The sequence below is a fragment of the Curvibacter lanceolatus ATCC 14669 genome (assembly GCF_000381265.1).
In the GTDB taxonomy this organism is placed as follows: domain Bacteria; phylum Pseudomonadota; class Gammaproteobacteria; order Burkholderiales; family Burkholderiaceae_C; genus Curvibacter; species Curvibacter lanceolatus.
Genome location: NZ_KB906273.1, coordinates 1 through 13,441, shown reverse-complemented (window position 1 = coordinate 13,441; position 13,441 = coordinate 1). Strand labels below are relative to the sequence as shown.

Annotated in this window: 12 protein-coding genes; 4 read left to right on the top strand and 8 right to left on the bottom strand. The window is 68.0% G+C overall.

The features are described 5' to 3' along the window. Positions 1–54 precede the first annotated feature (54 nt). Complete coding sequence (gene purT, locus F624_RS0125335; protein WP_019577184.1) at positions 55–1,257, top strand: formate-dependent phosphoribosylglycinamide formyltransferase; 1,203 nt, start codon at positions 55–57, stop codon at positions 1,255–1,257. Positions 1,258–1,297: 40 nt separating this feature from the next. Further along, a complete protein-coding gene (locus F624_RS33670; RefSeq protein WP_019577183.1) occupies positions 1,298–1,996 on the top strand; it encodes a sce7726 family protein in 699 nt (232 codons plus the stop codon). On the opposite strand, the gene F624_RS0125325 is transcribed toward F624_RS33670, so the two are convergent. Continuing rightward, positions 1,975–3,039: a beta family protein gene (locus F624_RS0125325; protein ID WP_019577182.1), complete on the bottom strand. Its 1,065-nt coding sequence runs from the start codon at positions 3,037–3,039 to the stop codon at positions 1,975–1,977. The genes F624_RS33670 and F624_RS0125325 overlap by 22 nt on opposite strands. Positions 3,040–3,156: 117 nt before the next feature. Further along, the gene (locus F624_RS0125320) at positions 3,157–5,133 is read right to left on the bottom strand and encodes a sigma-54-dependent Fis family transcriptional regulator (RefSeq protein WP_031256247.1); all 1,977 of its coding nucleotides are present in this window, start codon (positions 5,131–5,133) and stop codon (positions 3,157–3,159) included. A 380-nt stretch (positions 5,134–5,513) separates the two neighbouring features. Here F624_RS0125320 and adh point away from each other — a divergent pair, with 380 nt between their 5' ends. Both adh and F624_RS0125310 read left to right on the top strand, forming a co-directional pair. Beyond that, positions 5,514–7,034, top strand: a complete 1,521-nt coding sequence (gene adh / locus F624_RS0125315; protein ID WP_019577180.1) for an aldehyde dehydrogenase — start codon at positions 5,514–5,516, stop codon at positions 7,032–7,034. Positions 7,035–7,138: 104 nt separating this feature from the next. Beyond that, positions 7,139–7,495 (top strand): DUF779 domain-containing protein, encoded by a 357-nt coding sequence (locus tag F624_RS0125310; protein ID WP_019577179.1) that lies wholly within the window; start codon positions 7,139–7,141, stop codon positions 7,493–7,495. Positions 7,496–7,541: 46 nt separating this feature from the next. Here the strand turns inward: F624_RS0125310 and F624_RS0125305 are convergent, their stop codons facing one another. The 6 genes from F624_RS0125305 to F624_RS0125280 form a co-directional block, all read right to left on the bottom strand. Further along, positions 7,542–8,789, bottom strand: coding sequence for an MFS transporter (locus tag F624_RS0125305; RefSeq protein ID WP_019577178.1), 1,248 nt, complete (start codon positions 8,787–8,789; stop codon positions 7,542–7,544). Then, complete coding sequence (locus tag F624_RS0125300) at positions 8,786–9,475, bottom strand: type 2 periplasmic-binding domain-containing protein (protein WP_019577177.1); 690 nt, start codon at positions 9,473–9,475, stop codon at positions 8,786–8,788. The genes F624_RS0125305 and F624_RS0125300 overlap by 4 nt, the downstream gene beginning before the upstream one ends. 129 nt (positions 9,476–9,604) lie before the next feature. Beyond that, positions 9,605–10,468, bottom strand: a complete 864-nt coding sequence (locus tag F624_RS0125295) for a helix-turn-helix domain-containing protein (RefSeq protein WP_019577176.1) — start codon at positions 10,466–10,468, stop codon at positions 9,605–9,607. A gap of 78 nt (positions 10,469–10,546) precedes the next feature. Next, on the bottom strand, positions 10,547–11,053 hold the full coding sequence (locus tag F624_RS35415; RefSeq protein WP_019577175.1) for a Spy/CpxP family protein refolding chaperone: 507 nt from the start codon (positions 11,051–11,053) through the stop codon (positions 10,547–10,549). 136 nt (positions 11,054–11,189) lie between these two features. Next, positions 11,190–11,531: a TfoX/Sxy family protein gene (locus F624_RS0125285; RefSeq protein ID WP_019577174.1), complete on the bottom strand. Its 342-nt coding sequence runs from the start codon at positions 11,529–11,531 to the stop codon at positions 11,190–11,192. Between the two features lie 130 nt (positions 11,532–11,661). Continuing rightward, positions 11,662–13,158 carry an AMP nucleosidase gene (locus tag F624_RS0125280; protein ID WP_031256244.1) on the bottom strand — a complete coding sequence of 499 codons (1,497 nt, stop codon included), beginning with the start codon at positions 13,156–13,158 and terminating at the stop codon, positions 11,662–11,664. Between the last annotated feature and the right edge of the window lie 283 nt (positions 13,159–13,441).

Genomic DNA, 13,441 nt, shown 5'->3' with positions numbered 1-13,441 from the left:
CGCCCCTTCAGTTTCTGTTTTCAAACCCCTACCTGCGCACAGCGCCCCAGAACCATGACCACTCTCGGCACCCCCTTGTCGGCCTCGGCCACCAAAGTCATGCTGCTCGGCTCCGGCGAGCTCGGCAAAGAAGTCCTGATCGCATTGCAGCGCCTGGGCGTCGAGACCATCGCGGTCGACCGCTATGAGAACGCCCCGGGCCAGCAGGTGGCCCACCACGCCCGCACCATCACCATGAGCGATCCGGCCCAGCTCAAGGCCTTGATCGAAGCCGAGCGCCCGCACCTGGTGGTGCCCGAGATCGAGGCCATCGCCACCCCCATGCTCGAAGAGCTGGAGGCCGCCGGCGTGGTGCGCGTGATCCCCACCGCCCGTGCCGCCCGCCTGACCATGGACCGCGAGGGCATTCGCCGCCTGGCCGGTGAAACCCTGGGCCTGCCCACCAGCCCCTACCAGTTCTGCGATTCGCTGGCCGAGCTGCAGGCGGCCATTGATGCAGGCATCGGCTACCCCTGCATCGTCAAGCCGGTGATGAGCAGCTCGGGCAAGGGCCAGAGCAAGATCGACGGCCCGGCCGATGTGCAAAAGGCCTGGGACTACGCCATGGCTGGCGGCCGCGTGAGCCACGGCCGCGTGATCGTCGAAGGCTTCATCGACTTCGACTACGAAATCACCCAGCTCACCGTGCGCTCGGTGGGGGCCGACGGCCAGATCGTCACCAGCTTCTGCGACCCCATCGGCCACGTGCAGGTCAGCGGCGACTACGTGGAAAGCTGGCAACCCCATCCCATGCACCCGGCCGCACTCGAAAAATCGCGCCAGATCGCCCAGGCCGTCACCGACAACCTGGGCGGTCAGGGCCTGTTCGGCGTGGAGCTGTTCGTCAAGGGCGATCAGGTCTGGTTCAGCGAGGTCAGCCCGCGCCCGCACGACACCGGCCTGGTCACCCTGTGCACCCAGCACCAGAGCGAGTTCGAGTTGCACGCCCGCGCCATCCTCGGCCTGCCGGTGGACACCAGCCTGCGCAACCCCGGCGCCAGCGCCGTGATCTACGGCGGCGTCGAGGCCCAGGGCATCGTGTTCGACGGCGTGGACGAGGCCCTGGCCATCCCCGGCACCGACCTGCGCCTGTTCGGCAAGCCCGAGAGCTTCGTCAAGCGCCGCATGGGCGTGGCCCTGGCGCGCGGCACCGACACCGATCAGGCCCGCGCCACCGCCAAGCTGGCCGCCTCCAAGGTCAAGCCGCGGGTGGCTTGAGCGGGCTGGGCAGGTCCGATCAAGATCAGGCACACCCGCGATGAACGAGACAGAGATCCGTCAGCGTCTGATCGAACGCCTGCGGCGCCAGGCGCAGGGGTCTTCGGCAGCCTTCATCTCTGAGTTGTGCATCGACCGCTTCGAGCGCCGTGTTGACCTGGTACAGGTCGGGGCCCGTCTGGCGGCCTTCGAAATCAAGAGCGACCGAGACCGCCTGACCCGGCTGCCGGGGCAACTCGACAGCTATTGCCGTTTTTTTGAACGTGTCACGGTGGTGTGCACCTTGCGGCACCTGGCCGCTGTGCAGTCACAAGCCCCGGCTGAGGTGGGGCTTTGGACAGTGGATGCCGAGCAGGGCTTCAAGGTGGTGCGCTCACCGCGCCTGTTGCGGGGCCAGCGGCTCGAAGATTGGTTGAGTTTTCTGCCCGTGCCTGAGCTGCGTCGCCTGTTGCGATCCCAAGATCGGCCTGTGCACGGAACCCGAGAGGCCTTGCTTGTCCAGGCCAGCACCCTGCCCAAGACCTTGGTGCGGGCCCAGGTGCTGAACAGCCTGCGTGCCCGTGAAGATCGATTGGCGCCAAGACGGGCTCAGCAACTCGCCGTGGCCGAGGCCCGCCAAGGCAGACTCGTGGCACCCACCCCCGAGGCCCGTCTGCAGGCCTTTCTCAGTCGCTTCGCCGTGCCGGCGCAGGCCTTGGTCAGACAGGTTTCAGGGGCTCATTCATCGTCGTCCGTTTGATCGATGGCTTGCAGCAGGCGCTGAGACAGGCTCAACTGCCGCGCAAGGTGGAGATTGACACGCACGGCGATCCACGACACAGGAGCGACCCCGTGCGGATGGCCCTGAGCTGCCTGCAGAATCATGTCCTCACCCCACAGACCCCGCGTGCCCAGGCTGGGGTCAGAGGCCGCGATGGCTTGTGCTGCAATGATGTAGCCCTGGCGAGAATGATCTTTCGGGCTGCGTGCGAACTCCCAGCTCAACTCCCCAGGGTAGTCGACACGGGCTGCCCAGCGCATGGCGCTCGATTCATCGTAGACCACCGAGTGGATTGACCCATGATCACCGTAGCCCACCACGGCATGGCCGCCGATGCGTGCGTGCAATTCACGCTCCAGGATGTCGATGGTTCCCGCGCTTTGAGTGGGGTCGGCAAATGGCAGGACCGAGGCCGGAAAACTGGTCGAACTGACCACGATCAACAGGTTCGGAAAGGCTGATCGAAGGTGGTTGATCGTGAGCAGTGTGGCTTGAACGTACGTTGGCAACGCTGCGCGGATGAACTGGGCATCGATGAAGACAATTGCGCGTGCTGGATCGTCCATGGCGCTGAGGGCCTGGATGACCAACGGGGGATGATGCTCAAAGTCCGTGATTCGGAAGGCCACCTGGCCGGCCTGCTGTTCCAGCCCACGTGCCTGTTGCAGCCAGTCACGCAATGAGGCCTCTGGGTGGGTTTGAAGTACCGGTAGGGCTTGGGGCCAATCCTTGACGAAGTCTCGCCAAGCTTTGAAACCGTGCTGCGGGCTGCGCAAGCGCTGTTGGACATCGGGAAGATGGGTGAGGTCCTGGGTCAGATCCAGGCAGTAGGGTGCGCCGGCCATGACCTGGGCCGCTTTCTCGGCGCCTTTGGAGAAGTCTGTGGCTTTGGGCCACCTGCCCAGGGTCAGCATGGGCAGCATGGCCTGTTTTTGTTCCGGACGGAGGTGTTCCAGGCCTTTGAGTTCAGCCTGCCGCGTCCGGAGCATCGGGAAGTAGGGATATCGGTCCAACGCAATCATCGAATGCCTCCATGAATTCGATGATTGTTGGGTGTTGCCTTGGACTCTGCCCTGCCGTTCGATGGCCGGCTGGAGCGTTCCGATGACAGCTGTTTCCTGGTGTTATTTCAATCCGCCTCACCCCAGCTTGCGGTACAGCGTTTGCCGGCTGATGCCCAGTTGCCGGGCGGCGGCCGAGAGGTTGCCGCGGGCGTTCTGGATCGCCTGCTGCACGGCGGCGCGGGAGATGTCGGCCAGCTTCTGATCGGGGCCCATCGAGGGCGCCATCGCCGTGGGGGGCGTGGCGAGTGCTGGGCTTGATGCGGGCGCTGCCTGGGGGCCGGCGGCGGGGCGCAGCAAGGCCAGCATGTCGTCGGGCAGATGGGGCCAGTCGACGGTGGTCTCGCCGGCGTCCAGCAGGGCGATGGCGGTGCGCAGCACGCTGGCGTATTGGCGCAGGTTGCCGGGCCAGGGGTAGGCGGCCAGGGCCTGCAGCAGATCGGGGGTGATGTCCAGCGGGGGCTCGCCGCCGAGTTCGCGCAGCAGTTTGCGGGTCAGGGCCTCGAAGTCGCTGCGCTGGCGCAGGGGTGGCAGGATCAGGGTCAGGCCGTTGAGGCGGTAGTACAGATCGGCCCGGAAGCGGCCGGCCTCGGCCGCCTCGCGCAGGGGCTGGTGGGTGGCGCAGATCAGCGCAAAGTCGACCGCCACCGCAGCGCCGCCGCCCAGGGGGCTGACCTGGCGCTCTTGCAGCACGCGCAGCAGCCGGGTCTGCAGGGCCAGGGGCATGTCGCCGATCTCATCCAGGAACAGGGTGCCGCCGTCGGCCTCGCGCAGGCGGCCCAGGCTGCCCTCCTTGCGCGCGCCGGTGAAGGCCCCGGGGCTGTAGCCGAACAGCTCGGACTCGATCAGGTGCTCGGGCAGGGCGGCGCAGTTGATGGCCACAAAGGGGCGGTGGCGCCGCGGCGAGCTGTCGTGCACGGCGCGGGCGAACAACTCTTTGCCCACGCCCGATTCACCATGCAGCAACAGGGGGATGGGCTTGCCGCAGACGCGCCGGGCCTTGTCGGCAATGGCTCGCCAGGCGGCGTCGCCGGTGTCCAGTTGGGCCAGGGCGTCTTGCTCGGGGGGCGTGGCCGGGCCGGTGCTGCGCCGCGGTGCCGTTGTGGAGCGCATCGCCACGCGCTGTCCGGGCTGGGCGCGCACCAGGGCGTGCAGCACCGAGCCGTCCTTGCGGTGCAGCACCAGGGGGCTGTCGTGCTGGCTGGCGGCGCGGGCCAGCAGGGTGTCGATGCGGGTGTCCAGCACGCGCGCGATCGGGGTGGCGCCGATGTCCTGGTGGCGCAGGCCCAGCCAGGCCAGGGCCTGCCGGTTGGCGCCCATGATCCAGCCATCCTCGGACAGCGCGACCACGCCTTCGGCCAGGGTGCCGATGCCGTGCGCCTGGGGGTGCAGGTGCAGGCAGGTGCTGTGGCGGCAGGTCGTGGCGAACAGGCGGTTTTCGATCATGCGTGCCGCGGTGTTGACCAGGCCCAGGGTGTGCGGGTGGTGGCTGCGCTGATCGCCCGAGATGTCGAGGATGCCCAGCAGCTCGCCGGTGGCCGAGACGATGGGCGAGGCAGCACAGGTCAGGAAGTCGTTGCGCTCCAGATAGTGTTCGGGGCCGTGGATCTCGATGCCGCAGGCCTCGGCCAGGGCAGTGCCGATGGCGTTGGTGCCGCGCTGGCTTTCGTGCCAGCAGGCCCCGGCCTGCAGGGCCACGCGCTCGGCCTTGCCCAGAAAATCGGCGTCCCCCAGGGTGTGCATCAGCGTGCCATGGCGGTCGGCCAGCACCACCATGCTGTGGCTGTGGCGCACCTGCTCGAACAGGTACTCCATCACCGGTTGCGAGTGGTTGATGAGGTCGATGTTGCAGGCCAGCGACTGGCGCAGCTCGCTGCCGCTCAGGTGGTCCACATGGTGCATGCCGCTGGCAGGCGTGAGGCCCGCCGCCAGGCTGCGCTGCCACGAGCGGGCCACGCGCTCATCCACCGCTTCCAGCGGCAGGGTGCCACCTTGCTGCAGGCGCAGCCGGGCCTCGCGCAGCACAGGGCCGGGTACGGGATGCGTGGTCGCCATGGTCATCTGTCTCCTGGGCGCTTGCAGCGCTTCTGGACTGGGAGTTTAGGCGGTGTGACAGCGGGTGTGACAACGCCAGGGTTTGCGCGGGCCAAGTGTTCCACTTTTGGACAGGTGTCTTGGGATGCAACGTCCGCAAGTTGTCCGCGGGCATTGCTTCTTGACGCATGGCAAGGCCGTCCTGGCCGTTTCATGAGGCTTCGGGTTTGTCCTTAAGCGTTGGAAAAAATCATTGTCAATCAAGGGCTTGCGGTTCGGGTGGGCAGGCATTTGCGGGGTCTTGGCACGCTCTCGGCACCCGGTGGCACAGCTCTTGAGAAGCAGTGCTGTCCGCCAGGCATGGGCCGGCGACTTTTTTCTGACAACAGCTGGAGACACGCATGATTTACGCTGCACCCGGCGCCGCTGGCGCCAAGATCGTCTACAAACCCCGCTATGACAACTTCATCGGTGGCCAATGGGTGCCGCCGGTCAAGGGCCAGTACTTTGACGTGATCACCCCGATCTCGGGTGCCGTCTACACCCAGGCTGCCCGTTCGAGCGCCGAAGACATCGAACTGGCCCTGGATGCGGCCCATGCCGCTGCCGACAAGTGGGGCAAGACGCCCGCCGCCGACCGCGCCAACATCCTGCTGAAGATCGCCGACCGCCTGGAAGCCAACCTCGAGCTGCTGGCCTACGCCGAGACCGTGGACAACGGCAAGCCGATCCGCGAAACCCTGAACGCCGACATCCCGCTGACCGTCGACCACTTCCGCTACTTTGCCGGCTGCGTGCGGGCCCAGGAAGGCGCCCTGAGCGAGATCGATGAAAACACCGTGGCCTATCACCTGCACGAGCCCCTGGGCGTCGTGGGCCAGATCATCCCCTGGAACTTCCCCATCCTGATGGCGGCCTGGAAGCTGGCCCCGGCCCTGGGCGCTGGCAACTGCGTGGTGCTCAAGCCCGCTGAATCCACCCCCATCAGCCTGCTGGTGCTGGTCGAACTGATTGCCGACCTGCTGCCCCCGGGCGTGCTCAACATCGTCAACGGCTTTGGCCGCGAAGCCGGCATGCCGCTGGCCAGCAGCCGCCGCATCGCCAAGATCGCCTTCACCGGCAGCACCAGCACCGGCCGCGTGATCGCCCAGGCTGCGGCCAACAACCTGATCCCGGCCACCCTGGAGCTGGGCGGCAAGTCGCCCAACATCTTCTTTGCCGACGTGATGGACAAGGACGACTCCTTCCTGGACAAGGCCATCGAAGGTCTGGTGCTGTTCGCCTTCAACCAGGGCGAAGTCTGCACCTGCCCCTCGCGCGCCCTGATCCACGAATCGATCTACGACAAGTTCATGGAGCGCGTGCTCCAGCGCGTGGCCGCCATCGTGCAAGGCAACCCGCTGGACACCGACACCATGATCGGTGCCCAGGCCAGCAAGGAACAGCTCACCAAGATCCTGTCGTACCTGGATCTGGGCAAGCAAGAAGGCGCCGAAGTGCTGTCCGGTGGCGGACAAGCCCACCAGGCCGGTGACCTGGCCGGTGGCTACTACGTGCAGCCCACGCTGTTCAAGGGCCACAACAAGATGCGCATCTTCCAGGAAGAAATCTTTGGCCCGGTGCTGGCCATCACCACCTTCAAGGACGAAGCCGAAGCCCTGGCCATTGCCAACGACACCCTGTACGGCCTGGGTGCCGGCGTGTGGAGCCGCAACGGCAACGTGGCCTACCGCATGGGCCGCGCCATCAAGGCGGGCCGTGTGTGGACCAACTGCTACCACGCCTACCCGGCGCACGCGGCCTTCGGCGGCTACAAGGAATCGGGTATCGGCCGTGAAACCCACAAGATGATGCTGGACCACTACCAGCAGACCAAGAACCTGCTGGTCAGCTACAGCGAGAACAAGCTGGGCTTCTTCTGATCCGGCTGACGCTGGATTGAAACTTCTCTCTCCTTGACGCGCCCCGTCACCCGGCCCTGGCCGGGTGCCCGGGCGCTTTTTGTTTCGTGACACGGAGGTGTTCCATGGTCGACAAAGTGATCGCCACGCCCGCGGCGCTGGCGCTGATCGAGCAACTGCGCGCCGAGCACGGCAGCTTCTTTTTTCATCAGTCGGGCGGTTGTTGCGACAACAGCGCGGCCAATGCCTACCTGCCCGGCGAGCTGACCCTCGGCGCGGGCGATGTGTACCTGGGCGAGATCGGCGGCATCCCGTTCTACATCGGCGCCAACCAGTACGAGTACTGGAAGCACACCCAGCTCATCATCGACGTGATCGAGGGCCACGGCGGCACCTTCTCGCTCGAGGGGCCCACGGGAAAGGCGTTTCTCACGCGCTCGCGCGTGTTCACCGACGCCGAGGCCGCCGAACTGGGGCTGTGAGCGTTGATGCGGGGGCTGTGCGGGGGGGCTTGGGTGCCCCCGGGGCTCAAGCCGTCTTGCGCACCCAGCCCTGCAGCAGCACGCCTGCCAGCAGGGCGCACAGGGCGGCGCCTTGGGCCAGTGCGTCAAAGCCGTGCTGGGTCAGCACCCAGCCCCCGCCGAACGAACCCAGGCTGACCGCCAGGTAGGTGGTGCAGCTCAGGCAGGCCATGGCCAGGCCGCGTGCGCGCTCGGACACCTGGGTGACCAGCGTGGCGGTGCCGGTCTGGGCCAGCCCCTGCAGCGCCCCCCAGCACAGCATGGCGGCTGCCAGGGTGGTGGGGTGCCTGGTGGCCGGGGCCAGCACCAGGAGCAGGCAGGCCAGCAGCAGCAAGGCCCCGCGCAGCACCTGGGTCTTGCCAAAGCGGTCGAGCACGCTGGCGTTGAGGGTGCTGGCCATCAGGCCCAGCCCATAGCAGGCCACGAACAAGGCGAAGCCACCGCTGCCCAGTTGCAGCCGGGCCTGCACCGTCACCCCGAGAAAGGTGTAGACCCCGTAGAAGCTCAGCATGTCGAAGAAGTTCAGGGCCAGCAGCGGCAGCGCGGCGCGGTCCAGCCGTGGGCGGCTGGCAGAGCCCGAACCCGAGGCCCGGGTCGTGTCCGCTGGGCTGGCTGGCGCTGCTGGGCGCGGCAAAGGGGCGGCCGGCATGCGGTTCACCCGCCAGGCCGCCACCGCCGCCAGCAGCGCCACGGCCACAAAGGCCAGGCGCCAGCCCCACCACTGGGCGATCAGCCCCCCGACCGGGATGCCCAGGGTGAGGGCCAGTGACCAGCCGGCCATCACCCGGCCCATGGCCCGGGCCCGGTCGGCAAAGGCGGTGCAGTCGCCCACATAGGCGTAGCAGGCCGGCAAAAAGGCGCCTGCCGCCGCGCCGCACAATGCCCGCGCGGCCACCAGCGCGCCCAGGCTGTTGGCCAGGGCGCACAGCAGCCCCGCCAGCACGAACAGACCCAGCGCAGCCCGCAACAGGGTCAGCCGCGGCACCCGGTCGCCCCACAGGCCCACGATGGGGGCGGCCCCCGCCAGCGCCAGCCCGTAGGCCGAGACGGCCCAGCCAGCCTGGGCCGGGCTGGCTTCAAAGGTGCTGGCCAGGTCGCCCAGCACGGGTGAGATCACCAGGCCCTCGACGCCGATGGCCGTGACCCCCAGCGTCAAGCCCAGCAGGGCCCAGGGCTGCAAGGGGGCGGGTGCGCCCTGGCCGTCACCGTCACCGTGGACTGGGCCGTGGCCGGTGTTGCCCATGCCGCCGCTCACGGTCGGGCCTCCGCTGGGCCAGGCGCCGAGCGCGTGTCCAAGGGTGCTTGGTGCACAAAGCAGATCCAGGGCATGGCCAGTTTGGGTCGCAGCTCGCGCACCACGTTCAGGCCGAAGTGGGCGGCGCACAAGGCATTGGTGATGCAGGCCGAGGGCTCGGGTGCGGCCAGCAACAGCCGACAGGCCTCGGCGTTCGAGCCGGCCTGCCGGGCCTGTGCCCAGCTCAGGCCCAGTTCGGGCAGCAAGGGGGCCACCGCGGCGTGGTGAATCAGCTGCTGCAGTCGCGGTGCTGCGGGCCCTGCGCCAGTGGCCAGCACCAGGGCCGGGATGGGCATGATGAACACCTGGCTGGCGCTCAGCGCCGCGTCCATGATGAAGGTGTTGAGCCGGGGGTAGGCGGCCGGCACCAGCAGCGCGTCGGCCTGGCCGGTGCGCAGCAGTTCGCGGGCGGCCTCGAACGAGGCGCAGCCGACGGTCTCGCGGGCACCGCCCCAGCGCCGGGCGATGTGCATGCTGCAGGTCAGCTCGGCACCCTCGTCACCCAGGGTGGCCAGGCGGCGGTGCAGCGGCCCGGTGATGGGCAGCCCGGCAACGGGCGCTGTGGCGGACCGGAAGGCGGCGTTGGCTGCCGGTGGGGGGCGGTGCTGGGGGGCAAGGGCCCGGGCAGCGGGGGCTGGGGTGTGCATGGGGTGTCTCCCTGGGCTGGTGCCCTGGCCCACCGTGGGCCGGGCGGCTGGGGAGCAGTGTTGTCAGGGGCGCCGACCCCGGTCTTGAATATTCTTGCGGGAGCGGTTAACCGGGCGGGTTCGAGGGGGTCAGCGGCCAGGCCATGCCATGGCCTGGTAGTGCCGCGGGTAGTGGCGGGGCGTCACTCCCCTGTACTTCTTCATTTCACGTGTGAGATGGGCCTGGTCCGCATAGCCGCAGTGTGCGGCCACCTGGCCGGCCGGGATCGCCTGCAGCAACAGGTCTTCTGCTTGCTGCAGGCGCATCTGGTTGCGGAAAAACACCGCCCGCATGCCAAATCTGTGCTGAAAGGCCCGGCTGAAGGCCGTCGGGCTCAGTTGCAGGCCCCGGGCACCCTGGGCCAAGGTGGGCTGGCATTGCGTGGCTTCCAGCCAGGCGCGCAGTTCGGGGCGCTGCAGTGGGTGGGGTGCCAGTCTGTGCCCATCGGCCCTGCCCAGGCCTGCGCCCAGCACGCTGTGGGCCATGCGCAGGGCGGTGCCCAGGTCCTGCTGTGCCAGGGCCCGGGCCAAGGGCATGGCCAGCGGGTGCTTGGGCAGCACCGGCTCACCCCGCCAGACTGGCCCGGTCGAGGCCTCAGTGAGGGACGTGTGAGCGGGCGCGGATGGGGATTCCGACCGACACAGGTCCGACTCGTTCAGGTACAGGGCCTGGTAGCGGGTGCCTTCGCTGCTCAGGGCCTGATGGATCTGGAACGGGGCGATCACCACCAGATCGCCAGGGTGCGCGGTGCAGGTCTGCCCCGCGCATTGGAAGTGGCAGGCCCCATGGGTGATGGCCGCCACGAAGAACTGCTCATGGAAATGAGGCTCAAAGCGGTGCGCGCCGATGTCCCAGTGCAAGGCCAGGGCATGGCTCGCGGGTGGTCCGGCTCTGGCGGGTACGGTGGGGACGTTGGGCAGTGGGGGCGGGTGGGCGTGCGGGCTGACGGGCATGGCAAGGTCCTGTGGCGTCATCGCAGCCTAGCAAAGGACCGGCCGGCCGTGCTGGCGCCTGGTCGGCGCCAGCGGGCCTCAAGGCAGCAGGGCGGGCAGCTGCTGGTCGAACTGGCTGCGTTGTTCGGGGCGCAGCAACTCATCGAGCTGGCGGGCCGAGTTCAGCAAGGCGTCCAGCAGGGTCTGGCGGCGGTGTGCGTCGTTGGCGCGGCGCTCCAGGGCTTGCAGGGCGGTTTCCTCGGTGTTCGCGTAGCGGCTGCGGAACACCTCGGCGGCCCAGTCGCCGGCCTTGCGCTGGAAGGTGTTCCAGGCCGCGTTCTGGGCGCCCTCCAGTTGCAGGCGCAGGCGCAGCGTGACCAGTTGGTCGGCAAACTGGTTCAGGCGGGCGGTGGGGCTCACAAAGCCTTCGGCTCGGGGGCTGGCAGCGGGTTCGCTGCCCGGGCCGGCGTCGCGGCCACCACCGCCCCCCATGCCACCGCCCATTCCTCCCCCCATGCCGCCCATCTGGGCGTGCGCGGTGGCGCCTGCCAGCCACAGGGCCAAGCCAAAAGAGATCAGGGAGGGGGAGCGAAAAAGTATCTTCATAGGCGTGTTCACGCCCGCCAGGGAGCATCAGACAAGGGCCTGGCGGCGGTGCGCACGAGCCTAGCTGCGGCGTGTGTCTGCCACGTCAAGCGCGGGTTGGGCCCGCGCAAACAGACCCGTGTCGGGTCGGCCGCGCTCAGCCGGCCTTGGGTCGCGGCGCCGGCTTGGGTGCGGGTTCGGGCAGGGCCAGTGCGGTGGTGCGCACCAGATCCACCAGCCACTCGCGCTCGTCCCAGTGGTCAGGGTCGATGTGGAAGTAGGGCTTGCCGCCGGGGTAGGGGGGCTTTTCGTCGGCGCTCTTGAGCAGCGGGCGCGCGGCCTCGGTGGGTTTGAGGAACAACTGGTCATCGCAGACCAGGCCCACCGGCTTGCCGGCCAGGTACAGGCAGTACTCGCCGAACATCTTGCGCACCGACACCGGCCCCGCCGCAGCGAGCTGGTCCAACAGGTGGTCGATGGTGCTTTGTCTTGTCCCCATGGCGTTCTCCGTGAATGGCCGGATGGGCGCATTGTGACCGCTTTGGCGCGCCCGCAAAACCCCTGATCCGGCCGGCCTTGCGCCAGCGCAAGACAGTGGTCTCAGGGGCGCGGGGCCCCCGCGGGCGGTTTCACTGGAACGCCACCTCGGCAAAGCTGCGCAGCTTGCGGCTGTGCAGGCGGGCCATGCCTTCGGCGCGCAGCATCTCCAGCGCGCGGATGCCGATGCGCAGGTGCTGGTCCACCCGCTCGCGGTAGAAGTGGTTGGCCATGCCGGGCAGCTTGATCTCGCCGTGCAGCGGCTTGTCGCTCACGCACAGCAAGGTGCCGTAGGGCACGCGAAAACGGAAGCCGTTGGCGGCAATGGTGGCGCTTTCCATGTCCAGCGCCACGGCGCGGCTCTGGCTGAAGCGGCGCTGCGGCTGGTTGTCGGGCAGCAGCTCCCAGTTGCGGTTGTCGGTGCTGGCCACGGTGCCGGTGCGCATGAAGCGCTTCAGGTCGGGGCCCGCCACCTGGGTCACGTCGCTGACGGCGGCCTCCAGGGCCAGCTGGATCTCGGCCAGCGCCGGGATCGGCACCCACAGCGGCAGCTCTTCGTCCAGCACATGGTCTTCGCGCACATAGCCGTGGGCCAGCACGTAGTCGCCCAGCTGCTGGCTGTTGCGCAGGCCGGCGCAGTGGCCCAGCATGATCCAGGCATGCGGGCGCAGCACGGCGATGTGGTCGGTGATGTTCTTGGCATTGGCCGGGCCCACGCCGATGTTGACCATGGTGATGCCGCTGTGGTCGGCGCGCACCAGGTGGTAGGCCGGCATCTGCGGCAGGCGCGGCGGCGGGGCGCCCAGCTCGTCGCCGGCTTCGGCACCCAGGCCGACGCGGCGCGTCACCACGTTGCCGGGCTCGATGAAGGCGACGTACTCGCTGTCGGGCTTCTTCATCTCTTCATGGCCCAGACGCACGAATTCGTCGATGTAGAACTGGTAGTTGGTGAACAGCACGAAGTTCTGAAACGCCCGCGGCGAGGTGCCGGTGTAGTGGCGCAGCCGGTGCAGCGAGTAATCCACCCGCGGCGCCGTGAACAGCGACAGGGGCAGGGCCTCGCCGGGCTTGGGTGTCCAGGTGCCGTTGGCGATGCCGTCGTCCATGGCGGCCAGGTCGGGCAGGTCGAACACGTCGCGCATCAGCTGGCGGCGATCGGCGCTCATCTGGCCTTCCACGTGGTCGTGCTCGCTGAACGAGAAGTGCACCGGGATGGGCTGGTTGCTGGTGCCCACCTCCAGCTCGACGCCGTGGTTCTGCAGCAGCAGGGTGAATTGCTCCAGGTAGTACTCGTGGTACAGGTCGGGCCGGGTCAGGGTGGTCTCAAAGTGGCCGGGGCCTGCCACGAAGCCATAGGCCAGGTGGGCGATCTCGGGGTTTTGCATGCTGCGCGACACGGTTTCGGTGTGGATGCGCACAAAGGGGTAGCAGGCCCGCACATGGCCCGGCAGGGTTTCGCCCTGCACGAAGCGCTGCATGCTGTCGCGCAGGTGGGCGATCTGCTGGTCGTAGATGGTGTGCACCTGTTGCAACGCCGATTCGGCGCTGAGATGGCGGGTCGGGGCGATGAAGGGAGGTAAGTACGGCATGAGTGCATTGTGCCGTTGGGTTGTGACGGGTTTGGGCTTGGTGGGGGATTTTCATCTGGCGATGAGGTGCGGGGCCTCTGGTGTGGGTGTGCCTTGTCCACTGGCTTGTGGCTTTTTAGTACCGCTGCGCTCTGGTGGTTCTGCTCTTTGGTTGAGGGCGGAGGCCGGGGGTTCGTCCCGGCGGCCGAGCCACTTTCTTTTGCTTCGCCAAAAGAAAGTAGCCAAAGAAAAGGCGACCCGAAGTCAGGGCCACTTCGTGGTTCCCTGCGCTGCTCGCGCCAGG